The sequence below is a fragment of the Pelosinus sp. UFO1 genome, from assembly GCF_000725345.1.
Lineage (GTDB): Bacteria > Bacillota > Negativicutes > DSM-13327 > DSM-13327 > Pelosinus.
Genome location: NZ_CP008852.1, coordinates 1089633 through 1115200, shown reverse-complemented (window position 1 = coordinate 1115200; position 25568 = coordinate 1089633). Strand labels below are relative to the sequence as shown.

Sequence of the window (25568 nt, the reverse complement as noted above, 5' to 3'; positions counted from 1 at the left end):
TTTTATTGATTTTTCCTAGTATTTTTGCATCTCTATACCTTTTGATAGAGGTACTTACCTAGAAAATGTTTTATTCTATAAACAATGCTATGATCACAACTGTTATAAAATGTAAATTTATTAAACTATATTTTTTAGCTGCACGGCACAAAGGTAAAAAACTCATTTAGAGTTTTTCAACTAGGAGGATATAAAATGATTAAAGCCAAAACAAAAGAGCTAAAACCCGGCGATATAATCGCAGAACACATTTTAAACCCTGAAGGACAAGTTCTACTAGCGGCAGGCACTACTCTCTCTGAGAAAACAATTTCATTGTTAGCATTATGGGGAGTGCGAGAAATTCGGTTGCGAGAAGAAAAAGACACAGATGATGATTTACGCTTATCTCTACAATTCGATGAAATCATCGCAAAGAACAGCCAACTCTTTGACAAAATAAAAACAATCGCAGAAACGGAACCAACTGAAATAACCTCTATTTTTAATGAGAAATCCTCACAACAATACGGTGATATTAGCCACAAATTCTCAAAGATCCTATTAGACCTTAAGGAATCGAAAGACATTACCTCATTGACAGTAATCGCCAACATTATCTGCAAATATGCGACAACAACAACAGGCGTACTTGCCTATACCTTGCAGCGGGAAATTACTGCTGCCCGACATGAAAACTTAATCAATCATAGTATGTCTGTCGCAATTATTTCTGCAAAGATAGCTAAATTGTTAGGTTATTCAGAGGATGCCACCCATACCATTGTGTTAGGTGCATTAATCCACGATATAGGTAAAATACAATTACCGGACAATATCTTCAGTAAAGAGGATTGCAAATCTTTAGAAGAGCAATCCCTTTACCAAGGACATGTACAAGCTGGCTACGATTTAGTAAAAAGTCTAGGCCTCCCGCGAGAAGCAACTCTCATCTTGTTACATCATCATGAATACCAAGATGGTAGTGGTTTTCCGCTACACCTGACTGCCGCCAAAATTCATCCTTATGCACAAATTGTTGGGTATGCAAATCTTTTTGATTCTTTACTCCATGAAAAAGATACAACTCCTAACTTTTTTGCAATTCGCACCAAGTTAACACAAGAAGGTGCAACAAAATTCGATACAGCTATCATTGATATTTTTGATCATTATTTGGAAAGCTTTGATTTTAATTTAAATGTAGAACTAAACGATGGACGCAAGGCAGAAATCATTTATAATCATCCTTTCTTTATGTCTCTTGTCGTTCGTACAGATAATGGTCAATTTATTGATTTAAGCAAAAATAAAGATGTATTTATTGCAAAGTTAACTTTATAAAGAAGTACACAAAAAAACGACAGGCTGTTATCTAACAACCTGTCGTTTTTTTCATTTTAAGTCTTCTATTATCTTTGGGGCACGATTTCTAGCCAGTATCCATCTGGATCTTGGATAAAATAAATACCCATTGCCTTATTTTCATAGCAAATACAATCCATTTCTTTATGTAAAGCATGAGCTTTTTCCATATCATCGGTAATAAAGGCAAGATGGATTTCATTGTCCCCTAGGTTATAGGAAGTGGTTCGATCTTTCAACCAAGTTAATTCTAGCTTATGTGGTGTTTGGTTATCACCCAAAAAAACGAGAGTGAAATTTTCCTTTTCCCGTCTTGCTGTTTCTACAAGTCCCAGAGCTTTTTCGTAAAACTCCATGCTTTTTTTCAAATCTAAAACATTTAGATTGTTATGAGCAAATTTAAAATTCATAACCCGACCTCCTTTATTTACTAATTATATTATATAAGAATAGAGTAAGACCTTGTCAAGCTCTACTTTTCTTGCCTTTGCTTTTGCCTTGGTACTGCTGATTGGACTTTTCAGTATCCTTTGGTTTACGTCGGCTTCTTATATTAGCCCCACTGTGACCAACTGGCTTTTTTTTCTCCGGTTTTCCCAGGATAAATGGATTTTCCTTTTTTTCTCCTCTTACTTTTGTTTGATCTTCTCTCTTGTCTTGGAAAACTCTTCTCTTATCTTTACTAATTACTCTTTGACCACTTACTTTATGTTTTTCAATGGATGCACTGATCCCTTGTTCAATGAGGCGCACATAAGGTTGCTCATGAGGATCTATAAGAGTGATTGCCATACCAGTTTGTCCTGCACGTCCTGTTCGTCCAATACGATGAATGTAGCTATCAACATCATGTGGAATATCATAATTAAATACATGAGTAATCCCTTCTACATCCAATCCTCTAGCCGCAATATCCGTTGCTACTAAGATCTGAATCTTGGCCTCACGAAAACGTCTCATAACCTGCTCACGTTTTGCCTGAGACAAATCTCCATGAAGTTCATCTGTATCATACCCTTTCTGGGAAAGGGCTATATTCACAGCCGTGGCACGCTGCTTTGTATGACAAAAAACGATAGCCAAGTAAGGGCGATATTCGTCAATCATGGTACATAGCTTTGCCATCTTTTCTGGTTCTGGAACCTCTACCATGATTTGTTTGATTTCGTCTAATGTAATATTAGGGGTTTGCACCCGAATATCAACGGGTTTTCGCATATAACGATCTGCTAAACCACGAACCTTAGAAGGCATAGTTGCTGAAAAGAGCATAGTTTGCCGTTTGGGAGATGTTTGACGAACTAATTCCTCCACATCATCCAAAAATCCCATATGTAGCATTTGATCCGCTTCATCTAATACTAGCTTACTTACCCCTGAAAGATAAATAGTTTTGCGTCGTAAATGATCCATTAAGCGACCAGGAGTACCTATTACAATTTGAGCACCACTTTTTAGTTTCTTAATTTGTCGATCTACATCTTGCCCTCCATATACAGATAATACTTGAACTCCTAGCTTATCCGCCAATTTGGTTACTTCCTGCGTAATTTGAAGGGCTAATTCTCTCGTTGGAGTAATGATTAAAGCTTGTACGATGGGTTTATTCACTTCAATTTTCTCTAAAATTGGCAGCACAAATGCCAACGTTTTTCCTGTACCTGTTTGAGATTGTCCGACAACATCCTTACCTGCCAGTAAAACAGGAATCGCCTGTATTTGTATATCCGTTGGTACGGTAATGCCGCTTTGTGCCAATATAACATTAATTTCTGGTCTAATACCTAGGGAACTAAAATCCGCCATTTTAAAACACCTCTTCTTCATCCTTCTGGATTATTCGTCATTATACCAGTTTGTACAACTATTTCATACCATATGCCTTATTATTGGGAAATCATTTGCCGTATTTCCTGGAAATACTCTATAAGGATTACCTTCAAGAAAGAGAGTATTAGCATGATTTCGTCTAATACTCTCTTTCTATCAATGGCTAAAAAAGCCTAGCTGTATGAAAAACAATATTGCAAATACATATAATATAGGGTGAACTGCACCTGCTTTTCCCCGCAGTACCTTTAAAATGGGATATACAATAAACCCAATACCAATGCCTGTAGCAATGCTATAAGTTAAAGGCATGGCAATCACAATTAAAAACGCAGGAAAAGCCTCCTCCAAATCGTTCCAATCAATATTGCGTAATCCTTCCATCATGAAGAACCCAACAATAATCAAAGCGGGTGCCGTAACAGCTGGTATACTCGCTAACATTTTTGCTACAGGTGCAAAAAACAAGGTAACTAGTAACAGGATAGCAGTTACTACAGCCGTCAAGCCTGTGCGTCCTCCTACGGCAACGCCCGAACTTGATTCGATATAGGCAGAAGTTGGACTCGTGCCTAAAGCAGCTCCTACTGTGGTACCTACGGCATCGGCTAAGAGAGCTCCTCGTACACGAGGGAATTTACCATCTTTTAATAACCCTGCCTGTTCAGCTACGCCCAACATAGTGCCTGTCGTATCAAATAAAGTAATAAGCAGAAATGTAAATACCACTGCATAGAGTCCTTGCTCAAATACACCTGCCACATTCATTTGCCACGCAGTATTTACAATACCATGGGGCACCATAAATAAACTATCTGGCAATACTAACATACCTCGAAAATAGGCAATGGCGGAAGTAATAAGCATACCAACAAATATAGCACCTTTGACACGATAGACCATTAAGACTAGGGCAATCACAAGACCAACGATTGACATAAAGGTAATTGGTTCACCTAAGTTACCTAATGTTACCAAGGTTGCTGGGGAGGCAACCACAATCTTCGCATTTTGTAGCCCAATAAAAGAGATAAATAAACCAATACCTGCAGTAATTGCATGTTTTAAGCTTGTAGGGATGGAATCAATAAGAACATAACGAAATTTGGTTAAGGAAAGCAATAGGAATATAATTCCTGTTATAAATACAGCTCCTAGTGCTACCTGCCAAGAATGTCCACTTGCCAATACAACACTATAGGAAAAGTATGCATTCATCCCCATGCCTGGTGCTATCGCAATGGGATAATTAGCAAATATCCCCATAATTAAGGTTGCTAAGGCACTGGCTAAAATGGTCGCCATAAATACACCATCAAAATCCATGCCAGCAATATGTAAAACAGCAGGATTTACGATGACAATATACACCATTGTTAAAAAAGTAGTGATACCAGCAATGATTTCAGTCGATATCGTAGTTCCCCGCTCTTCTAGTCGAAACCATGAACTCAATTAGAACACCTCTATTCTTTTTTCTCATTATGTATTTTGGCCAAAAGGCCGAAATTTATTTTATCATATATCACTTAGTATGTATATACTAAAAAAACCACCTAAACATTTCTGTTTAGATGGCTCTCTTTGCAATCTATTTACTTTTTCTCTTTATGTAAGACACCACCCGTAGCTTGGTTGGTAGGTGTAACTGTTACTTCGCAAATTTGAACGTGAGCTGGTGCGCTGGCTGCATAAACAACAATATCCGCAATATCCTCTGCAACAAGAGGTTTAATGCCAGCATATACATTATCAGCTTTTCCTTGGTCACCATGAAACCGGATTACACTGAAGTTGGTTTCCACCATACCCGGCTGAATATTAGTGACTCTGATAGGTGTATCTACCACATCCATTCTAAGTCCATCACTTAAAAATTTGACTGCTGATTTTGTAGCACAATAGACTGCACCACCTGGATAAGCATGAATGCCAGCAATGGAACCAATATTAATGACGTGCCCATTCACTTTATTCTCTAACATTTGAGGAACAATCTTCCTCGTCAGATACAATAACCCCTTAACGTTGGTGTCAATCATCGCTTCCCAATCTTCCACATCACCTTGATGTAGTTTTTCTAAGCCGCGAGCCAAGCCTGCATTATTGACTAGAATATCGATTTTCTTCCATTCCGAAGGCAATGTATCCACTACCTGGTTTACTGCATTCTTATCTTGGACATCAAGTTTTAAAGCTAATGCATCTGCTTGGTACTGAACCTTCAATGCATCAGCTATTTCTTGTACTTTTTCAACACTTCTTGCACACAGGATTAATTTTGCCCCTGCCTGGGCAAATAATTCAGCACAAGCCTTACCAATGCCGCTGCTGGCACCGCTAATGAATACAATTTTATTCTGTAATGTTTTCATTTCTATAGCCTCCTATTTCATTTACATAAACCATTTTTCAATAATGAATCTATCTATTCTCTTTCTACATTCCCCAATCTTTCCCTGCTGATATCCATAAAAGTAACAAAACAAACATTGACTATTGCTAAAAAGTCAATGTTTGATCTTATTTACATTTTTGCAATAATAATTAGTAATACAAAAATGCCTGCAGCTACACCTGCATATAATCTCCAGCTACTCTCTTGCTTTACTCTTTTTTTCACTGCTAAAAATAAAAAAAACGGTACACCTATCATTAATAGAAGAGTAATAATATCAGACAAAATCCATCCTCCTGCATCAAGAAATTTATGATTAGTTACTCTTCACGATATCTATCTATTTTTCCTGCTTTTATTTGATCATTGCGAGGAAGTCCCTACCAAATTTTTTACAATTTTCAATAGCCTGCTCGTCTGGATTCCATAGTTCACGCAATCCGTCATTGACTAAGGTAAAACCACTGCTTTGCAGTAAACTAGATAAAACCTTAGTCCCTTCCCCACTCCATCCATAAGCACCAAAGGCAGCAGCTTTCTTATTTTTAAAATTCAAACCTTTTATTTCTTCCATAATTCCTGCAATAGAGGACAATACTCCTTTGTAAACCGTGGGAGAACCCAGAATAATTGCTTTTGATTTAAACACTTCACTAATAATATCATTTTTATCCGATTTTGCACTATTAAATAACTTTACAACTACTGTATCATCTACTGACTGTATTCCTTGGGCAATTTCCTCGGCCATGCGGCGGGTGCCATTCCACATAGTATCATATATGATGGTAATTTGATTCTCTTGGTAATCTAGGGCCCACTTAGCATATTGAGTAACAATTTGTAATGGGTTATCGCGCCAAATAACGCCATGACTAGAACAAATCATATCAACTGGTAGATTCAGGCCTACAACTTCCTTGATCTTTTTATCAACAAATTTACTTAGAGGAGTCAAAATATTAGCATAATATTTTGTGCATTCCTGGTACAATTCTCCTTGGTCCACAAGATCATTGTACATGAGTGCTGATGCATAATGCTGACCGAAGGCATCGCTACTAAACAAGATATTATCACTTGTCATATAGGCAAACATGGTATCGGGCCAATGTAGCATTGGTGCTTCTACAAAGATGAGTTCTTTTGAACCTAAATTCAACCTATCCCCAGTCTTAACTATTTTAAAATTCCACTCCTGATGATATTGTCCCTTTAAGGATTTCACCGCATTGGCTGTGCAGTAAATAGGTACATTAGGAATTTTTTCCATTAGTTCAGGTAAGGCTCCACTATGATCAACTTCACCATGAGTAATGACAAGAGCATCAATTTTTGTTAACGGAATTTCGCGTTCTAAGTTCTGAATAAATTCGTGGGCAAAGGGCATCCAAACTGTATCTAGTAACACTGTCTTCTCGTCCTGAATCAAATAAGAATTATAAGACGTCCCTTTGTGAGTCGAATATTCTTCACCATGGAATGTCCGTAATTCCCAGTCAATTTTCCCTACCCATGTAAGACCGTCTCTAATTTTAAAGCTCATCTTTATTCCCCCATACTGTTATTCATCTTTAGAAATTATTATTTCTCACTCTATTCTCTCTTATTAGATCCTTTAAATTCTGCCTTGCAAACGGGGATGAAGAATATTATTTTCCAAATGAATGTGTTGAAAAATATCCGACTCCATTTCCTCTAATTTTTGATATGCAAGTTGATAGGTTGTACAAGTATTCGCGGGCAACTCATATTGTTTGGTAATGTTACGCAGTTCTTTTATAATATCCCCTGCTTGCTCATGCTCTTCTTCAATATCATTGGTCACCTGTTTAATTTTATCAAGTAACTGATCGGATGGATTCTTTTCATATTCTTTTATAAGAGGAAACAGTATCTCCTCTTCTTTGATCAGATGTTGCTCCAATTCCATTTTTAACGTATGGAACAATTTATGTACCCTCGTTAATTCACTATGATTTTGACCATGAACACGTAAGATTTTTGTTACAAATTCACTGATTTGTGGCAGTTCTTTTTGTAAGTACAGATGATGTGTATTAACAATATGATCTACAAGAGTGGTAAAGGACTCCTTACGCCAATCGACTTCATCACTTTTTTTACTTTGATTTACTGTTTTACTATAGGTTTGGTTTAATTGTTCTAATACAGTATTCTCATCAAGACCTAATTCTTGTACTGCTAGTTTTAGCGTTTTGTCGCCACCGCAACAAAAGTCGATTCTATATCCTTTAAAAATTTCAGCCGCTTGAGGGAACTCTGCAACAATAGCACCCACAGCCTGACTAGATGTAAATTTCTTTTCCATAATTCCTTACCTCCAAAATAATCTATTTAACTACAGTATCTCCCACAACTTTGATTTAATCATACTATCTATTCCGATTAAAAAAAGTGATATAAATCAATTTTCAAAATTAACTTTATGCCCTAAACAATGCAAGTTATAATAGAGAAAAGAATATATAAATCAATTGAGGTATCATATGCATAATTGTATAGACCAAACAGAACACATTTGCGCTAGTATCGTACCTATCTTTAAGATGCTCAACATCAATGAATTACAAAAAATTAATACGCTAATTAAAAAGAAAAATTATCATAAGGGTACAATACTCTTCAACAAAGGAGACATCGCCAAGCATCTTTACATTGTGCGTTACGGACGGGTAAAGGTATATGAAATGTCAGAGGATGGTCGCCAACAAATTGTACGTCTATTAGAACCTGGAGATTTCTTTGGAGAGTTAGCATTATTAATGGATGAACAGCACTATCTTCTTAATGCTGAGACATTGGAAGATACAGGGATTTGTCTACTTTTCCGAGATGACCTGAAAAACATTATGAGGGAAAACGCGGAAATTTCGGCAGGTGTGATGCATGCTCTAACGGAAAGACTTGCCAACGCTGAAAAATTTATTAGTAATCTTTCATTACAAACCATTGAGCAACGATTAATTACGTGGCTGCGCATTATGGGAGAAAAAGAGGGAGTCATTACACCTCAAGGCATCCGACTCACCATTAATTTGCCAAGACATGAGCTAGCTAGCCTATTCGGTACTACTCGCGAGACCTTAAGCCGTAAAATTTCTAAACTACAGGCAGAAGGATTTATAAAAATCAATAGTCCGAAACAAATCCTACTTCTCGATAAACTTAGGAGTTACTCACTTTAACAAAAAACAGCTAGCTGATCTCCACGAGAAGTAGAGTTCAACTAGCTGTTCTTTTTTCCTATTAGTGATTTAAGATTCCAATTTGAATAAAAAATAAGACCATAAATAAATATAAAATCGGATGAACCTCTCGCCCTTTACCCCTCATTAATTTTAGTAATGGGTAGACGATAAATCCAATGCCAATACCTGTCGCAATACTATAGGTAAGTGGCATCGCAGCTACGACTAAGAATGCCGGGAAGGCTTCTTCAATGTTTTGCCAATCAATATCACGTAAGCCATTCATCATAAAAAAACCAACGATAATCAAGGCAGGTGCTGTTACCGAAGGAATACTTGATAACATCTTCGCAATCGGGGAAAAAAACAAAGTAACTAAAAACAAAATAGCTACCGTAACAGCCGTTAACCCACTACGTCCCCCTGCTGCTACACCTGCACTAGACTCTATACAAGTAGCTGTTGGACTGGTCCCCAAGAGTGCTCCAGCAACCGTACCTGTTGCATCGGCTAAAAAAGCACCTTTTGCATTTGGGAATTTACCATTTACCAATAATCCTGCTTGCTCTGCCATCCCCAGCAAGGTACCTGTCGTATCAAATAAAGTAATCAAAAAGAAGGTAAAAATAACAGAATATAAACCTGAATCTAGGACACCTTGTATATCTAGTTTTAGTAAAGTATGTTCTAGTCCATTAGGCATAACAATAAACTGAGACGGTAAAGACATAAATCCCATAGCGTAAGCGGCCACTGCAGTTACCAGCATACCAATAAATAGAGCAGCCTTTACCCGGTAAGTTAGCAAGACAAGAGACACAACAAGTCCAATAATCGTTAATAGTGGTATTGGTTCTGAAAGCTTACCTAGCGTTACTAAAGTGGCAGGAGAATCCACTACAATTTTGGCACTCTGAAGCCCAATAAAACACACAAAAAAACCAATTCCCGCTGTGATAGCATGCTTCAGACTCGCAGGAATAGCATCAATTAGTATGGAGCGAAATTCAGTAAGAGACACTAATAAAAACATGATACCCGATATAAAAACAGCCCCTAACGCCACTTCCCAGGAAAATCCTCCACCTTTTACTACACTAAAAGCAAAATACGCATTCAACCCCAATCCCGGTCCGATAACAATAGGATAATTTGCAAATAAACCCATAATTAGAGTACCAATTACGCTGCTCAAAATGACCGCCATAAAGACTCCGTTAAAATCCATACCCGTCAAACTCAGCACGGAGGGGATAACAATTACAGAATAGGCTAATGTTAAAAATGTTGTTACACCTGCTAAGATCTCCGTTGATACAGTCGTTCCTCTTTCACCTAGCTTAAATAATGATTCCATATATCACACCTCTAATAATAAATAGTAAGCGACATTATAACACATATTATGGTATTATGTATACACAATACCTAGAATGAAATGGCCTGCCTTCAGAAGTTTATATGAATTATCATTCTTATACTTTTTTGCGAATATTTCCATTATTTCAACTTAAATGGATTTTATCGGCAGGACATTTATATCTTTTGAAGAATGATTTACCACATTATGGCCAGGTTTTTATCCGATGACTAAACCGCTCTAAGACTCCCATCTTCATCTCGTTAACAGTCTGTAATTCCCTGCCCTTGACGGCCAGGTAAACAGTCTGTAAACTCGAAATAAGTTCGCTCTAAGGGTCTCCGGACCCAAGGATCACTTATATAAGTGGGAGTTAAGAGCGGCTAAGTCCCTGGATAAGAAGGGCTAAGATTCAGATGGAGTTAAAAGTCCATCTGAATCAAGTCTTCTTTATCTGACCACCTTTGGTATTTCATATTATTACACTTTTTTGTTTATAGGATCAGATACATAGCATTTGCTTCACTGATAATATGACATATATAATTTGAACACAGGAGGCTAATATGAAATTGATTGGAAAAGCACTGATTGCCCAAGGGGGAGGCCCGACTGCCGTTATTAATCAAAGTATGGCAGGAGTCGTTGCAGAAGCACGAAAATATAGTCAAATCACGAACATCTATGGTGCCTTACGAGGGGTCGAAGGCATTTTGAATGAGGACTTTATTGATTTAACCCAAGAAACATCCTGTAATCTTGAGCAAGTGGCACAAAGCCCATCATCAGCCCTTTTCTCTACTCGCGTTAAACCTGATGAAAGCTATTGTAAAGAAATTTTCAAGGTATTAAAAGCCCACGATATCCGTTACTTTTTCTACATTGGCGGCAATGACTCTGCTGACACGGTACATATTGTGAGTGAGCAAGCTAAACTGGATAATTATGAATTCCGTGCCATTCATATACCAAAAACCATTGATAATGACTTATTGATTAATGACCATACACCTGGCTATAGCTCTGCCGCACGTTTTGTAATGCAGGCATTTTCGGGGATTAATCTTGATATGAGAGCATTGTCAGGAGTCTATATCGGTGTCGTCATGGGTAGAAATTCGGGCTTTTTAACTGCAGCAGCAGCAGCGGCACAAAAATTTCCTGATGATGGTCCTCATCTTATCTACTTACCAGAACGTCCATTTAACATTGATAACTTCGCTGCTGATGTACAGAAAGTATATTTACAGTATGGTTATTGTGTTGTAGCAGTATCAGAAGGTATCAAAGACTCTTCTGACCGCCCTATTATTTTAAGTTTACTAAAAGACGTAGAAAAAGATGCCCATGGCAATGTGACCATGTCCGGTACAGGAGCCTTAGGCGATTTACTTACCCAAGCTGTGAAAGAAAAACTAGGGATTTCTAGAGTCCGCAGCGATACTTTCGGTTATATCCAGCGCTGTTTCCTCGGCTGCGCTTCAGACGTGGATCAACGGGAAGCCCGCGAAGTTGGTGAAAAAGCGGTACAGTTCGCTCTTACCACTAACTGCGATGGCTCTGTTACAATTCATCGTGTAGGAGACTATGCAGTAGAATATAAAATGACACCGCTAGCCGATTTAGCAGGTAAGACAAAGCACATGCCTGATGATTTTATCAATGCTGCTGGCAATCATGTAACAAGTGCTTTTAAAGAATATCTTAGACCTCTGCTTGGCTCGAATCTTCCTTCAGCAACTAGACTAAGAGCTCCCAAGGTTGCAAAAATATTAAAATAAAAATATACTAGCCTAAACAATAAACCTCCAGTTATCAATTGTAGATAATTGGAGGTTTATTGATAAAGTTTCTTATGGTCATGTTAGCAAACTTTTCCGGTTATGACTATATTGTAATTCTAGCTCCATAATTGACTGACTGATCTTCTCCATATCCTTTGGTAAGTTATCCGTTTCTATTTTTACACTTTCAATAGTCTGCCATATCTTTTCTATAAGCTCTATGCCCTTTTGAAGACCATATAAATAGAAAGGTTTTTTAAAGATAAAATTTACAAAAAAGTTTTCCATTAGTATTTCAGGAGTGCAATGCTCTGCCGGTTGTGTAATGACTTCTTTCCCATCCATCAATTCATAATTAGTATAGATAATGGAATTTAATTTTTGCCCTAAGGTATCATCTTTTTTAAAATCGTCGATTTTCCAAAGGGTTTCCTTCAAGAGTTGTATGCGCTCTCCTATGGTAATTTGTCTGCACTGCATAATATCAAGCAAATGATGTTCTATTTCAAAATAATAATGTAATGGATTATAAATAGATTGTTGTTCAGGAAATACATGAACTACATAATTATTAGGGAGTATTACCATAGGTGGTTCCTCTGAACGCAAGATCTTTATGGGCTCAATTCGACTGACAAGTTTAATAACCGCAGGGCAGCTGAAACTTAATGTTAATTCCATTCCTCTAGCTGTATTCATCGGATAGCGCGGGTACGTCTGACAGACCGCATCAAGATGACTATGACCAGCCTCACCTTGAAGAAGGCAAAGATGATCTTCCGCTAAAAACCAGCAACCGCCACTAGATTTCTTTGTAATGTAGGCATATTCACCCAGCTCACTTTTCCCCGTAATGGGAATAAACGCCTTCGAAAACTCTTCCTCCCTGCCCTTTTCTCTAAACAACCGCGCATTGCGTCTATAACTCTCCTCATCCATTGTAACCTGCCAAGTATTACGGCAGCATTGTCCACACATTTCACAAGAAAATTCTTTTATAATATCAAGATAAATGTACATGTATTATCTCCATTCGATAACTTTTATTGATGATATATTGTTCCTTAATATTCTAACAAATCCCTGCCAATTTTTTAAAAATATATGCTACTACTATTTCAAAATAGAAACTATATAATATGATCACAAGCAACCCCCTTCGAAAGAGCTGGAAAACCAGAAGACATTGCTAGAGCTTGTTTATTCCTGACAGATGAAAACAATAACTTTATCAATGGAGAAAATCTCGTGATCAATGGTGGAATGACAATCGAAATGATCTATAAGCCCTAGATCATTTCGATTGCAAAACAAAAGGTGTATTCAAATGACAAAAAAATGTCATTTGAATACACCTTTTAAAAGAACGTTTAAATTTATTTATATTATTTAAAAATTCCGAAGGGCTTACCTGTTGGCAAAAATGATTTGCCAAAGTGATGATTTAAGACAACAGCAGCTGAACCGTAAAAAGATGCTAAAGAAATAGCGAATTCAGTATATCCAGCTACTGTATGAGCCCAGTGATTTACGCCAAAGGCATCTAACGCTAGCATTGCCAACAATACATCAATGAGTACGAATATAGTAAATAATACCTTGTTTGTTTCCATAGAACCAATCGTCATAAATAACGAAAAAATCAAATAACCAATAAAACCAAAACCTAATTGCCCCATATCGATACCTGTCATGAGAGCCTGTCCAAAAACTCCTAATTTAATTAACCAGCAAGCTGCAACTGAAAACCAGAAGAAAGCATACCCAGCAAATGCAGTAGCACCAAAAATATTATTGTGTTTAAAATCGAGTGATGCCGCCATTAATTGAGCAAAAGCTCCCAAGAAAATGGCCCATGGAATCACAAAAGATAAACCTGTTGTAATGCCGAGTTTTTGAGTTGATGCTACGAAAGTAACCATTGCCAAACCAAATAATCCTAAGCTAGATGGGTCTGCTACTACGAGTTTTACATGTTGCGTGTCATTATTGTTCATAAAAGCCTCCTTTATTTTCTATAGCTAAGTTACCACAAAACTAAAATTCGTGTCAATATGTTAAAATATTATAAATTACGACAAAGAAAGAAGGTAATGATATTACCATTACCTTCTTTCCTCTTTCTACGCTATTAAACTTCTTGATCTCCCACTAAATTCCGTACTTTATCTACCTTAAAGAAAACAAGATATAAATCTTCTTTCCTTTCTGATTCATCTTGTTTACAATGGCGGCGGAGAGAAAAAAGCAATTCACTATTCTTTTCTTCCTTTACCTTTGTGAGATAGATACGTTTCCCTTCCATCTTACCCGCTTCTATAAATAAGAAGCAAGCACTAGGGTTAAGGATAATATTCTCATGAGTCTTGCGTGGTCTCATAATAAACGCTACTAAGCCGTCCTCTAGGCAATGGGGGCTTGCATATACAGCAGCATTCACTACCCCTTTATCATCAGCAGTAGATAAAATTCCTGTACCTTTAACCGATGCAAAATATTCTTTCAGTTCCATAATTATAACCTCCCACTCTTCAGCATCTACTTATATATATTCCCTTTATTTTTACAGATTCCTTCTTTTTTAATAAAAATTATCATTTATTAATGATTATATATTGTTTCTCTAATAGAACAATATAATAGTTAAGGTATATATGTCCTTCTTGAAAAGTTGTTTGTATTTTCCGGAGGAATAGTGTATTATATTAACAGTACTAAGTGAACCGAAGGAGGATTGGGATGGCTTTAATTGTAAAAAAATTTGGCGGGAGTTCCGTTGCTACACCTGAAAAAATTATGGCAGTAGCCCAGCGGGTATTACGCGAAAAAGGTCCTGAAGATAAAATGGTTGTAGTGGTATCAGCAATGGGAGATACTACTGATGATTTAATATCCTTAGCCAATACCTTAGTTGGGCAACCTTATACATATGCTCGTGAAATGGACATGCTATTATCAACGGGCGAGCAGGTTACCATTGCCTTACTAGCGATGACCTTCAATAAATTAGGGCATCCTGCAATTTCCCTTACTGGGCCGCAAGCTGGTATAAAAACCAATTGCGCTTATACAAAAGGTAAAATTCTAAATGTCAATCCTAAGAGAGTTTTAGACCAGCTTGATAAAGGTAATATCGTTGTTGTCGCTGGTTTTCAAGGCTCTAATGCAGAGGGAGACATTCTGACCTTAGGTCGTGGTGGATCTGACACTTCAGCCGTGGCCTTAGCTGGGGCGCTCAAGGCAGATGTATGTGAAATATTCACGGATGTAGATGGTATCTATTCTGCGGATCCTAGGGTTGTAAAAAATGCTCGTCGCATGAAAGAGATTACTTGTGATGAAATGTTGGAAATGGCTAGGTTAGGGGCAGTTGTTATGCAGCCTCGCTCAGTGGAAATGGGTAAACATTATGGTGTACCTATTCATGTACGTTCAACTTTCACCCAAGATTCAGGCACATTTATTAAGGAGGTATGTACAATGGAAGAAAAGGAATTTGTAATTAAAGGGGTCACCCACGACACTAATGTAGCTAAAATAGGATTATTAGGCGTTCCCAATCGACCTGGTATTGCTTTCAAAATTTTCTCAGCTTTAGCAACAGCCAATATTGATGTAGACATGATTGTACAGAGCATTCGTAATACTGATAAAAATATAATTGATATGTTATTTACCATAGCCTTGCCTGATCTTGCTCAAACTAAGAAAATCGTAGAAGAGTTAGGAAAAGAAATGCAAGTCGCTGGAATTCTTCTAGACGATAATGTAGCCAAAGTATCTATAGTTGGTGCAGGCATGTTAGGAAGCCCCGGTATCGCCGCCAATATGTTTGGGGCTTTATCCGATGCTGAGGTAAACATCGAAGTTATTAGTACCTCGGAAATAAGTATTTCCTGTCTCATCCAAGCCGAAAGAGTAAAAGAGGCCGTCAATGCCATTCATAATCGCTTCTTCCCTGAAGAGTAAATAAAATAACAAAAACTAAGGCTCACACCAATCCTAGAGGGAAGGTGTGAGCCTTAGTTTTTATTATGTATCAAGTACGAATTTCTATATTTTAAACCGTAAAGGGAGCCTTTCTTTCAAAAACTTTAATACAAGCTAATACTACTTCTTCATCATAGAGACTTCCACGATTTGAATTTATTTCAAGTAATGCTTGAACAATTCCTTGGCTAGCCCTGTAAGGCCGATGAGACGCCATAGCTTCTACCACATCTGCGACGGCAATAATTTTCGCTGGTAGTAACATCTCTTCCCCTTTCAAACCCTTTGGATACCCTGTGCCATTTACCCTTTCATGATGTTGGTAAACAATTTCCGCTATCGGCCAAGGAAATTCAATGGAACTTAGAATTAAGTAACCTGCCTCTGCGTGCTCACGAATGATTCCAAATTCATGAGTACTTAACGCATTCGGTTTTGTTAGTATTTCTGCAGGAACGGAAATTTTTCCAATATCATGCAACATTCCCGCAACCTGAACAGATTTAATGACCTCATCAGACATCTGCATTTCATGCGCGATTGCTACTGCAAGTTCAGATACGCGCCGCTGATGTCCAGCTGTATACATATCCCGAGTTTCAGTAACAGTTGCCATAGCACGAACAATTTGTTCTAATATATTATTTAATTTTTCCGTGCTCCTTTTTAGTTCCAACTCCATTTTTTTACGTTCTGTAATATCAGTTATCACCCCAACCAGGCCAGCAATTTCATTATTGGTATTGGTGTAGGTAGCTTTGTCAAAGATAACATCGTGTTGAGTACCATCCGCATATTGTACACAACTTTCATAATTTTGAACACCAGGATGTAGGAATAATTCTTCATCCATTTTATAATATGTAAATGATAAGTTATTAGAAGACAGTTCATGAACATTCTTACCAATTATTTGCGATTTCTCTTTGCCAATATAGCTTTCAAAAGCACGATTACAACCTTGATAAATACCTTTACAATCTTTATAAAATATAGGATTGGGAATTGTATCAATTAACTTTTGCAGAAAATCAATATTTTCTTTTAGTACTTGAAGTATCTTGTTACCCTTTTTTTTATCAGATAAGGACGTACTTCTTCGCCAGCCTCTATATTTATCAAATACTCCTCTTGCAACCACTCTAGATTCCTCCTCATATTTTTACCATGTCATAGAAGGGATGTACTCATCAATAAAATCAAGTACACCTCCAACATATACCGTTAAAGGTGTCTTTAAGTGAAATAAGTTAATCATAAAATTTTAATAAAGTATGAATACATAAAGAGCAAAGTTACAAAAGAAATTTTTATCCATATACTTGGCGATTTCAAAATAAAAAAACCAGGCGTATGCCTGGCTTTTGCTCCTCGTAAAGATGGCATTCAGTCAATCTTCTTAGTTTGCACTTACTAGACCTGTCTTATGTTCTTTGCCATGTTGAAAAAATTCACCAATATTAATGAAATCATCTATTTTCTATTATCATATTTTAGCGAAAATTAGTCAATAACAAATTACTCTACCAAAATTCAATCTTCTCTTTATTCCTCATTAAGCTTTAAACTGCATTACTAAGGTTTCTAACTTGTAAGCCATCTCTTGTAACTTCTCTGTCGAAGAAGTAATATCTTGCGCACAAGCTGCTTGTTCTTCACATACTGTGGCGATTTCTTGAGCACCACTGGTATTATTGGCTGCTAAGGCATTAATATTGGTAACGGTCTCCATGGCATCTCTACATAATCTAACCTGACTCTCTGTTTCAGAGATAATGGCATTGGCCTTTTGTTGTACATGACCGATAGCTTCAACGATTTTCTTAAATGCCATACCACTACTTTGTGCAACTTCTACCCCTTGCTCTACATTCTCAAAACTTTGTTGCATCGCAAGTACAGCGCCACTACTTTCAGATTGGATTTTATTTATAATGGAAGAGATACTTTTAGTAGCCGTTGCTGATTGTTCAGCCAATTTACGAACTTCATCTGCTACTACGGCAAATCCTCGGCCCGCATCTCCCGCCCTAGCCGCTTCAATGGCTGCATTTAAGGCCAACAAATTGGTTTGTTTCGCGATTTCAGTAATCATCCCTGTGATGGTACTAATTTCTCTAGTACTTTCCCCTAGTACTCCAACAGTTTTTGCAGTACTAGCAACAAGTCCCTTAATATTTTGCATCTTAGTTACCGTATCATTGATGACCTGCTGCCCTTGGGTGGCCGCTAGGGAACAGGCATCTGTAAATTCTGCAGTCTGGTGAATACTATCCGAAACTCCAGCCGTAATACCTACTAACTTTTGTAACAGTTCTTCCGTTGTTTTCGTATCTTTCCCTTGTTTGGCGATTTGTTCAGCAATTGCAGCAACTGACTGGGAAACTTGAATACTGCCTACCCGTGATTGTTCAGAAGTAGCCGCTACCGTATTTGTTGCTTCTAACACATGGGTAGAGGATTGTTTTACTGACTGAACAATGTCCCTTAAACTAACCGTCATGCTATTAAAAGCCGTAGCGACATGGCCTAACTCATCATGCTTATAGTTATCCATAGTATGGGTTAGATTTCCCTGAGCTACAATATCTGCACCCTCAGCTAATTTCTGTAAAGGAGCAAGGGCTTTTCTCATCACAAATAAACCAATAATAAGAAGCATGATAATCATAAAGAAGATAATCTTTGTGCTATTTTCAATCACATCAAATGCGGCTTGGAGTGCGGTATCTTTGGAATAAGCCGACACCGCAATCCAATCCGTATTGGCAATGGGTCGATAGGAGATAAAATATTCTTGGTTACGAAACATTCCAATCGTATTACCTGTTTGTTTTTCCACAGCTTCTTTATAATATTCTTCATTTAATTGTTTTGATTCTTCAACTGCCGATGAATCACTTTGATAAAATAACGGGACTCGATTCTTGTTAATGATCGTAATCGAATAACCTGGATTCTGGGACAAGATCTGCTCTACTACATTATTTACATTCTGCATGGAGAGATTTGCCCCCAGCGCTCCCTGGACTTTATTATCCGTACCAAAAATAGGTACCGATGCTATGATGGTTAACTGATTATTCACCTTACTATGTATCGGATCAGAAAATTCAACTACTCCTTGAAGGTTTTTTTGAAAGTAGCTTCGATCAGCAACATTGACTAACGCTCCACTGTCAGTACGCCAAATTTGCATACCATCTTTCTGAGCAACAAAAAGAGCCTCGTTACTACCATAATAAGGCTTAACCTGAGCAAGGTAGTTTTTTACTGCCTCTTTATCCAATCCACGAATAGCAGCAGTTGAGCTGGTAATCATTAAGAAATTCTTTTTCGCCTGAATATTAGCCCCAATATCACTGGCAATTCGGTCAGCAACTTTATTATTTTTATCAATCGCAGCTTGGGTTAAACTTTCCATTGTTTGCTTAGTAAAATACCAACCGATCAAACTCAAAGGTACAACACATATAAGAATAATACCGATCGTCGCCTGGGTCGCCAATGATGACCAAGATATTTTCCACGGAATTTGCCGCAAAAAATTCATATTACGATTACGCAGGAATGTAAGAATATTCTTCCTACTTTTTTTAAATCTAGCGTGTTTTGTCTCCATATATTTAAGTACAGATGTGCTTTTTAAAAACTGTACAAGTTTCTTATACATACTTCCCTTTTCCTCCCAAGCAAAAATGACTCCATGCTACCAATCCTAGGTTCCAGTTATATAAAAAGAAAAGGCCATGATATTCACATGACCTTATCTGCTTACTATTTACCTATTTAAACTATTTTTTCATTTTAGTGATAGGTACAAAACCATTTTTTGCAACAAAGGCATCTTGGAACTCGCTGCTCATTACGTAGTCAATAAAAGCTTTAACTGCACCAGTAGCCTCGCCTTTCGTATACATATGTTCATAAGCATATACAGGATATTTGCCGTTTATCACAGCATCAGGAGTATATTTTTCGCCATTAAAAGCAAGTGCTTTTACGGAAGCATCAACATATGCGGCATCAACATAACCAATGGCACCAGGTGTGCTGGCAATCGCAGATCTTACAGCTCCATTGGAGTCTTGAATAACAGCGTTATCCGTGAATTCAACACCTTTAAGTACTACTTCAGCAATGGTCGCACGAGAGCCAGATGATTTTGCCCGGTGAACCAAAGTGATTTTTTGATCTTTACCACCAACATCTTTCCAATTGGTGATTTTACCAGTCATAATATCAACATATTGTTGCCCAGTCAGGTTATCAACACTCACATCATTATTAGCAATGAACACAAAAGGAGCAACTGCTACTTGATGGTCTACAAGACCTTTATCTTTATATTCACCAGTAGCTGCGACATCTGAGTTACCTATGTTCACTGAACCGGCTGCTACTTGATTCAAACCAGTGAAGGAACCACCACCTGCAACGTTAACAGTAACTTTCTCATATTTTTTTTGAAAGGCTTCCTGAGCCGGCTTTAATAAAGGGAGAAGAGCTGTAGAACCAGAAGCAGTCACTGTTCCTTGAATATCTGTAGCTTTTGCTTCTTCTTTTTTACCGCCACAGCCAGCAATCAGACTAACACCTAGCATTAATGCTACAGCTGCCACGAGCATTTTCGATTTTTTCAAGAACTTCATATCAAGACCTCCTAAAAAATTTACTATACTTAGATTGTAAAATAATCTCAAACATTATGTGTTAAGACAATGTTAACATTCTGTTAAAACCCATCTATTTAATCAATACAATAGCAACTCCGCCATACTAGCTTACATTTCTTTTTCACGGCACTAGCGGCTTCTCCGATGTCAGCGGGATTTCTAATTTTTTTCCCACTACTGGTTACTACAGCAATAGACAAGGATACAATTGGAAAGTTTTCTTCTACACCATGTCTATTTTTCGCAACAATATACCCCAGCTTTTGATCTATCTCTGTGTAAAATCCCCGTATCCTCACATCAAAATAATCTATAATTGTTTGACAAAGAGACACAATATCAACATTACGCAGTACCGCAATAAAGTCATCGCCACCAATATGGCCTACAAATACATCTGTCATTTTCGCATCCTTTAATTGGGACTGGATAATCTGAGCTGTCATGCACAAAATTTTGTCACCATTATCAAAGCCATAAATATCGTTATAGGCTTTAAAATTATCAAGATCAAAATATAGTACGGAATACGGTTCTTCTGATTCAATGACCTGATGCAATTTTTCTTCAATTAATATATTGCCTGGTAGGCCACTTAGTGGATTGCTATGCTTTGCTCGATTAATTTCTAACTGGGTCGTTTTCTCTAAGAGTTGTCTTACGGTAATCACACCATAATATTTTCCCTTCTGGGTTACAATGATATAGTCATATAGGCTGTCCTCATATCTTGCAATTGCTAATTTTGATACCTGTTCTAATGGCATATCATAATCTACGATCAATGCATTATTATCCATTAGGGAGCCAACGCTGCGATTCATATAAACAGCAACTCCATATTGAGTGGCTAAATGAGCGAGAAACTTATTCTTCATCAACAGTCCAACGGGAACATCCCCTTGCAAAAGAGGTATCCCCATTAAGTTCGGATTCTTACTAAAGTAGTCCAGCACTGTGCAGCCAGTGACCTGTTCTGGAAAACCAGGGTCCCGCCTACTTATTTCACCAATCGGCATGGTTAAGGGTGTATGAAAAGCTTCTTGTTTTTTTTCCTTATTTTTTTGCAGAATATTATCTTTAATCAAAGGATTTATCTCTAGAAATTCAGGGGCTGGCCTTTGTAGCAGATACCCTTGTCCATAAGTTATACCGATTTGAATTAAAGTATTCAGTTCATCAATGGTTTCAATACCCTCAGCTATGATTTTCATATTCGTCACAATAGAAAATTCTTGAAAGGCCTTCATCAAGGCTTGTTTTAAAACATCCTTATCAATATTTCGCACCAAATCCATATCTATTTTAATGAACTGAGGCCTAGTTTCTGCTAATAGTTTCAAACCAGAGTACCCTGATCCTGTATCATCAATTGCTATTTTGTAACCTTGACTTGTATAGTGGTCAAGAACCTTGCGAAAACTTTTATAATCATCAATGGAATTTTTTTCTGTAATTTCAAAAATAATATTGCTAACGTCAATATCATAAGTTGGCAACATTTCTAAAGTAGCGCCTTTTTTAAACCGTTCATCATTTATAATGTTCGGGTCTACATTAATAAATAGCATTTTATCTTTTGCTAAACCTTTTAATCTAGTAAATGCTTTACTCCGGCAGAGAAACTCTAATTCCCATAGTTTATTAAATTTTTCTGCCGCTGCAAATAAGTTATCTGGTCGCTCTAGCATTGATCCTTGTGGACCACGACTCAAAGCCTCATAGCCAAAGATATTTCCATCTAGTAGGGAAACAATAGGCTGAAAAACCGTCTTCACATCTCTTGTAATTAGAATTTCTTCTAGTGCATTAAGAATGTTTTGCTCATTTTGGCTGTAATTCTGATTTTTTATTAACTGATTATACAGCACCGCCGGCATATCTTTTCCTCCAAACTATTAATACGTATCCTATATTAATAGTAAAGAAATATTTGAAATCTCATGTTATGCAATCATTAATTTTATGTTAAATATTACTAATTCATCCTTTAGAATATTTTTCTAGCGAGTTTTCTGATTTTATTGTATGCTTTTTCTAGAATAGACGTCCAAGGAGGGTCACTATGCTCAGATGGGGGATTAAATTAAGATTGATCGTTAACTATCTCATATTAATTATTGTAACGATGTCATGCTTAAGCGGGTATCTTCTTTGGTATTTTCACCGACATAATATAGAAATTCTCACCTCTAGCCTACTAACCCATGCAAGAGTTACAGAACATTTTTTAGAGAGCTATATGATAGGTCCAACTGAAAAAGCCAATATCGATAACCAAATCAAAGAATTAGCCACAAAGGACGACCTAAGGATCACTGTTACTAACATAAATGGGGATGTACTTGCTGATTCTTGGGAAAATCCAGCAACGATGGAAAATCACCTGCATAGGCCAGAAATTTCTGCTGCTCTCGCCGGAACAGTCGGCACATCCATCCGTTATAGTACTACTTTAGACCAGAATATGTTATATGTGGCAAACCCCATTCTAAGTGGCAGTGAAATCGTCGGTGCAGTGCGAATTTCTAGTACACTCGCCGCTGTTGAAGCTGGTTTTAATCAAATTAAATCTACCCTATTAGTGACTATGTTACTAACTTCTTTTTTGGCCATTCTCTTAAGCATTCGCTTGGCCCAAAAATATACAGCCCCTTTAGAGGAAATAACTACGGCTGCCCAAGAAATGGCGAATGGAAATTTAGATCGCAGGCTTCATATACGCACAGGCGATGAATTGGAACTTCTCGCTCATACTCTCAATAACTTGACCTCTAACTTAGATGATAAAATCAGCGAATCCACTGCAGAAACAAAAAAGCTGGACCTTATACTCCAGCATATGGATAACGCTGTTATCCTCCTTGATCGTTATGGTCGGGTAACGACGGCTAATAAAATGGCCCGTGAATCCTTTGGTATTAGTGATTCCATGTTACATCAACATAACATGCAAGTTTTCGGCCACAGTCAATTAGATAGGGCCGTACACCAAACACTTGACCAAGGGAAAAATATACACATCTATCTTAAAACAAATATCAAAAATACGCCTCGGGTTTTTCAAGTATTTTTTGCTCCTATTACCACTACAGAAAATGAAATCACAGCTGTTTTAAGCGTGTTCCATGATGTAACAGCTCTACAAGACATTCATGATCGGCAAGCTGACTTTGTCGCAAATGCCTCCCACGAACTTGCCACTCCTCTTACCACGATTAAAGGCTTTACTGAAACCCTCTTAGATGGGGCCATAGAGGATCCAGAACTGAGTACCAAATTCCTCAACATTATCCATACAGAATCAGAAAGAATGCAGCGTTTGATCCATGAATTATTACAATTGGCTAAACTCAATTCCCAAGAATACAGGCAACAAGTAACGCTAGAGGCGACCCCATTAAACCCATTACTCTATACTACCAAAGAAGACCTTAGCACCAATGCCCAAGAGAAAAATATTACCGTAGATATTCATACTACTGCTGACCCTATCATTATGGCGAATCCAGACTGGTTAAAACAAATTTTGATTAATCTACTTGATAATAGCATTAAATACACTCAACCTTTTGGTCGCGTAATCCTAACCTGTTTCCAGGAAAATGACGAAGCAATACTTACCATCGAAGATACTGGAATTGGTATTCCAGCAAAGGATCTACCCCTCATTTTTGATCGCTTTTATCGGGTTGATCGGGCCCGCTCTCGCAGTGCTGGCGGAACTGGACTCGGGCTTGCCATTGTCAAATTCATCGTCGAAATGCATGGCGGCAGAATCGATGTGAAAAGTACGGTTAATATCGGAACAACCTTTACCATTACATTACCGCTGGCATAATTCACTTCATCCTACCGAAGAAAGATCTTTATACAAAATAATCGATTTGAGCTTTGGGAAAATAATTCTGTATTTCCTTTTGCATATAGGTTTTCATATCCTTCATGGTCTCACTTTGATAAATATACTTACCATAGCCAAATTGTCCGTACTTATACTTACGTTCTTCTTCCTCTAAAGGCAAGGTCGTTTGCGGAAATATTTCTAGAATGTTTCTTTTAGCCTTGGTTGTAAATCGATGAGATATTAATTCGAAGGTAACATCTTTACGTACTTCATGGGGAAGCTGTATATCTAGCTCTTTTACTAACTCATGATAATCGACTTCCCAACCTGGATAAAAAAAAATAGGTGCAATAATAAAACCAATGGGATAGCCATGAATTGCTACTTTGGCAGCAGCAGTAACTCTTTGGCTAAGTGATGGTGTTTTATGCTCATATTTTTCGATAATCTCTGCAGCGTTTATACTGAAGCGAAATCGTGTGTGTCCTTGATGCTTAGCTGTTAATAGAGAATCCACTTGATCATGCTTAGTAACAAAACGGAATCGTCCTAAAGGCTCTGCACCAAAAAACTCAATTGTTTTATATAGTAGTCCTGTCAAATACTCTGTAGGAATGGGATCAGAAGTAGCAGCCCCTTCAAACCAAGTTACCTCTGGTGCCCGCTCCTTCATATAGTGAGATGCCTGATCCAATATCTCATCAATATTTACATAGACTCTAAGGTAAGGTTTTTTACCTAGAGTAGTCGCTAAATAACAGTATTCACACATGCTAGAACAACTCGTCGTTAACGGCAGTTGGTAGTGGGCCGAGGGCTTGCATCCAGCAAAATCTAACTTCTTCCTAACCCCTACCACTAAGGTACTTTTAGCCTCTTGGTATGCCTCCTGGGTCGTTTTTCCAGGTATGCCAGTAACTCGATTATGAGAACCTGTAAATGAAATTGGCACCTTCATATCTTGTAACCGTTCATACATTTCTTTTCCCTTGGGATAATCCAAAGCATTCGGTTCAAAAAATACCCTTTTCGGAACAAATATATGGCTCATCGTTCTCCTCCTTACCGACATACTCCAGTTTATTCTCTTTAATAGTCTAAGCATAATTAGAAGATTCTTATGCAAA

At 37.5% G+C, this 25568-nt stretch carries 21 protein-coding genes and 1 pseudogene; 6 read left to right on the top strand and 16 right to left on the bottom strand.

What is annotated here, in order from left to right:
* Window positions 1–195 precede the first annotated feature (195 nt).
* Window positions 196–1323: an HD-GYP domain-containing protein gene (locus tag UFO1_RS04945; protein ID WP_038668581.1), complete on the top strand. Its 1128-nt coding sequence runs from the start codon at window positions 196–198 to the stop codon at window positions 1321–1323.
* A 68-nt stretch (window positions 1324–1391) separates the two neighbouring features.
* Here UFO1_RS04945 and UFO1_RS04940 read toward each other — a convergent pair whose 3' ends face one another.
* From UFO1_RS04940 to ric, 7 genes are all read right to left on the bottom strand, one after another.
* Window positions 1392–1754 (bottom strand): VOC family protein, encoded by a 363-nt coding sequence (locus tag UFO1_RS04940; protein ID WP_038668578.1) that lies wholly within the window; start codon window positions 1752–1754, stop codon window positions 1392–1394.
* 55 nt (window positions 1755–1809) lie between these two features.
* Complete coding sequence (locus tag UFO1_RS04935; protein WP_038668576.1) at window positions 1810–3150, bottom strand: DEAD/DEAH box helicase; 1341 nt, start codon at window positions 3148–3150, stop codon at window positions 1810–1812.
* A 180-nt stretch (window positions 3151–3330) separates the two neighbouring features.
* Window positions 3331–4629 (bottom strand): NCS2 family permease, encoded by a 1299-nt coding sequence (locus UFO1_RS04930; RefSeq protein ID WP_038668574.1) that lies wholly within the window; start codon window positions 4627–4629, stop codon window positions 3331–3333.
* A 140-nt stretch (window positions 4630–4769) separates the two neighbouring features.
* Entirely contained in the window at window positions 4770–5549 is a 780-nt protein-coding gene (locus tag UFO1_RS04925; RefSeq protein ID WP_038668572.1) for an SDR family NAD(P)-dependent oxidoreductase, read from the bottom strand.
* A 152-nt stretch (window positions 5550–5701) separates the two neighbouring features.
* On the bottom strand, window positions 5702–5857 hold the full coding sequence (locus UFO1_RS25135) for a hypothetical protein (RefSeq protein ID WP_158442776.1): 156 nt from the start codon (window positions 5855–5857) through the stop codon (window positions 5702–5704).
* A 70-nt stretch (window positions 5858–5927) separates the two neighbouring features.
* A complete protein-coding gene (locus tag UFO1_RS04920) occupies window positions 5928–7118 on the bottom strand; it encodes an anaerobic nitric oxide reductase flavorubredoxin (RefSeq protein WP_038668569.1) in 1191 nt (396 codons plus the stop codon).
* Between the two features lie 72 nt (window positions 7119–7190).
* The gene (gene ric / locus UFO1_RS04915; protein WP_038668567.1) at window positions 7191–7904 is read right to left on the bottom strand and encodes an iron-sulfur cluster repair di-iron protein; all 714 of its coding nucleotides are present in this window, start codon (window positions 7902–7904) and stop codon (window positions 7191–7193) included.
* Between the two features lie 178 nt (window positions 7905–8082).
* Between ric and UFO1_RS04910 the strand changes: the two genes are divergently transcribed.
* Window positions 8083–8781, top strand: a complete 699-nt coding sequence (locus UFO1_RS04910) for a Crp/Fnr family transcriptional regulator (RefSeq protein ID WP_038668565.1) — start codon at window positions 8083–8085, stop codon at window positions 8779–8781.
* 61 nt (window positions 8782–8842) lie between these two features.
* Here the strand turns inward: UFO1_RS04910 and UFO1_RS04905 are convergent, their stop codons facing one another.
* Entirely contained in the window at window positions 8843–10141 is a 1299-nt protein-coding gene (locus tag UFO1_RS04905) for an NCS2 family permease (RefSeq protein WP_038668564.1), read from the bottom strand.
* Between the two features lie 569 nt (window positions 10142–10710).
* Here UFO1_RS04905 and UFO1_RS04900 point away from each other — a divergent pair.
* Window positions 10711–11925: a 6-phosphofructokinase gene (locus UFO1_RS04900; protein ID WP_038668561.1), complete on the top strand. Its 1215-nt coding sequence runs from the start codon at window positions 10711–10713 to the stop codon at window positions 11923–11925.
* A gap of 78 nt (window positions 11926–12003) precedes the next feature.
* On the opposite strand, the gene fliB is transcribed toward UFO1_RS04900, so the two are convergent.
* The gene (gene fliB / locus UFO1_RS04895) at window positions 12004–12948 is read right to left on the bottom strand and encodes a flagellin lysine-N-methylase (RefSeq protein ID WP_038668559.1); all 945 of its coding nucleotides are present in this window, start codon (window positions 12946–12948) and stop codon (window positions 12004–12006) included.
* A gap of 138 nt (window positions 12949–13086) precedes the next feature.
* Here fliB and UFO1_RS26185 point away from each other — a divergent pair.
* Window positions 13087–13221: pseudogene (locus UFO1_RS26185) on the top strand (SDR family oxidoreductase); the annotation flags it as partial.
* A gap of 92 nt (window positions 13222–13313) precedes the next feature.
* On the opposite strand, the gene UFO1_RS04890 reads toward UFO1_RS26185, so the two are convergent.
* The gene (locus UFO1_RS04890; RefSeq protein WP_038668556.1) at window positions 13314–13925 is read right to left on the bottom strand and encodes an acetate uptake transporter family protein; all 612 of its coding nucleotides are present in this window, start codon (window positions 13923–13925) and stop codon (window positions 13314–13316) included.
* A gap of 134 nt (window positions 13926–14059) precedes the next feature.
* A complete protein-coding gene (locus UFO1_RS04885) occupies window positions 14060–14440 on the bottom strand; it encodes a pyridoxamine 5'-phosphate oxidase family protein (RefSeq protein ID WP_038668554.1) in 381 nt (126 codons plus the stop codon).
* 227 nt (window positions 14441–14667) lie between these two features.
* On the opposite strand from UFO1_RS04885, the gene UFO1_RS04880 reads away from it, so the two are divergent.
* Entirely contained in the window at window positions 14668–15897 is a 1230-nt protein-coding gene (locus UFO1_RS04880; protein WP_038668551.1) for an aspartate kinase, read from the top strand.
* Window positions 15898–15988: 91 nt separating this feature from the next.
* Here UFO1_RS04880 and UFO1_RS23990 read toward each other — a convergent pair whose 3' ends face one another.
* The 4 genes from UFO1_RS23990 to UFO1_RS04860 all read right to left on the bottom strand — a co-directional run bounded on the left by UFO1_RS23990 (window position 15989) and on the right by UFO1_RS04860 (window position 22474).
* Window positions 15989–17059, bottom strand: a complete 1071-nt coding sequence (locus tag UFO1_RS23990; protein ID WP_051788831.1) for an HD-GYP domain-containing protein — start codon at window positions 17057–17059, stop codon at window positions 15989–15991.
* Between the two features lie 414 nt (window positions 17060–17473).
* Complete coding sequence (locus UFO1_RS04870; protein WP_071841987.1) at window positions 17474–19591, bottom strand: methyl-accepting chemotaxis protein; 2118 nt, start codon at window positions 19589–19591, stop codon at window positions 17474–17476.
* A gap of 121 nt (window positions 19592–19712) precedes the next feature.
* Window positions 19713–20570, bottom strand: coding sequence for a phosphate ABC transporter substrate-binding protein (locus tag UFO1_RS04865; RefSeq protein WP_038668548.1), 858 nt, complete (start codon window positions 20568–20570; stop codon window positions 19713–19715).
* Between the two features lie 98 nt (window positions 20571–20668).
* A complete protein-coding gene (locus UFO1_RS04860; RefSeq protein WP_038668546.1) occupies window positions 20669–22474 on the bottom strand; it encodes a GGDEF domain-containing protein in 1806 nt (601 codons plus the stop codon).
* A 185-nt stretch (window positions 22475–22659) separates the two neighbouring features.
* Here UFO1_RS04860 and pnpS point away from each other — a divergent pair, with 185 nt between their 5' ends.
* On the top strand, window positions 22660–24435 hold the full coding sequence (gene pnpS, locus UFO1_RS04855) for a two-component system histidine kinase PnpS (RefSeq protein ID WP_038668544.1): 1776 nt from the start codon (window positions 22660–22662) through the stop codon (window positions 24433–24435).
* A gap of 28 nt (window positions 24436–24463) precedes the next feature.
* Here the strand turns inward: pnpS and splB are convergent, their stop codons facing one another.
* Window positions 24464–25492 (bottom strand): spore photoproduct lyase, encoded by a 1029-nt coding sequence (gene splB, locus UFO1_RS04850; protein ID WP_038668541.1) that lies wholly within the window; start codon window positions 25490–25492, stop codon window positions 24464–24466.
* Between the last annotated feature and the right edge of the window lie 76 nt (window positions 25493–25568).

Coding starts and splice junctions, on each gene's coding strand:
- UFO1_RS04935 (WP_038668576.1), bottom strand. CDS start 3,150: ATGGCGGATTTTAGTTCCCTAGGTATTAGACCAGAAATTAATGTTATA.
- UFO1_RS04890 (WP_038668556.1), bottom strand. CDS start 13,925: ATGAACAATAATGACACGCAACATGTAAAACTCGTAGTAGCAGACCCA.
- UFO1_RS04885 (WP_038668554.1), bottom strand. CDS start 14,440: ATGGAACTGAAAGAATATTTTGCATCGGTTAAAGGTACAGGAATTTTA.
- UFO1_RS04870 (WP_071841987.1), bottom strand. CDS start 19,591: ATGTATAAGAAACTTGTACAGTTTTTAAAAAGCACATCTGTACTTAAA.
- UFO1_RS04905 (WP_038668564.1), bottom strand. CDS start 10,141: ATGGAATCATTATTTAAGCTAGGTGAAAGAGGAACGACTGTATCAACG.
- UFO1_RS04945 (WP_038668581.1), top strand. CDS start 196: ATGATTAAAGCCAAAACAAAAGAGCTAAAACCCGGCGATATAATCGCA.
- UFO1_RS04900 (WP_038668561.1), top strand. CDS start 10,711: ATGAAATTGATTGGAAAAGCACTGATTGCCCAAGGGGGAGGCCCGACT.
- fliB (WP_038668559.1), bottom strand. CDS start 12,948: ATGTACATTTATCTTGATATTATAAAAGAATTTTCTTGTGAAATGTGT.
- pnpS (WP_038668544.1), top strand. CDS start 22,660: ATGCTCAGATGGGGGATTAAATTAAGATTGATCGTTAACTATCTCATA.
- UFO1_RS04920 (WP_038668569.1), bottom strand. CDS start 7,118: ATGAGCTTTAAAATTAGAGACGGTCTTACATGGGTAGGGAAAATTGAC.
- UFO1_RS04880 (WP_038668551.1), top strand. CDS start 14,668: ATGGCTTTAATTGTAAAAAAATTTGGCGGGAGTTCCGTTGCTACACCT.
- UFO1_RS04910 (WP_038668565.1), top strand. CDS start 8,083: ATGCATAATTGTATAGACCAAACAGAACACATTTGCGCTAGTATCGTA.
- ric (WP_038668567.1), bottom strand. CDS start 7,904: ATGGAAAAGAAATTTACATCTAGTCAGGCTGTGGGTGCTATTGTTGCA.
- UFO1_RS04860 (WP_038668546.1), bottom strand. CDS start 22,474: ATGCCGGCGGTGCTGTATAATCAGTTAATAAAAAATCAGAATTACAGC.
- splB (WP_038668541.1), bottom strand. CDS start 25,492: ATGAGCCATATATTTGTTCCGAAAAGGGTATTTTTTGAACCGAATGCT.
- UFO1_RS04925 (WP_038668572.1), bottom strand. CDS start 5,549: ATGAAAACATTACAGAATAAAATTGTATTCATTAGCGGTGCCAGCAGC.
- UFO1_RS04865 (WP_038668548.1), bottom strand. CDS start 20,570: ATGAAGTTCTTGAAAAAATCGAAAATGCTCGTGGCAGCTGTAGCATTA.
- UFO1_RS04940 (WP_038668578.1), bottom strand. CDS start 1,754: ATGAATTTTAAATTTGCTCATAACAATCTAAATGTTTTAGATTTGAAA.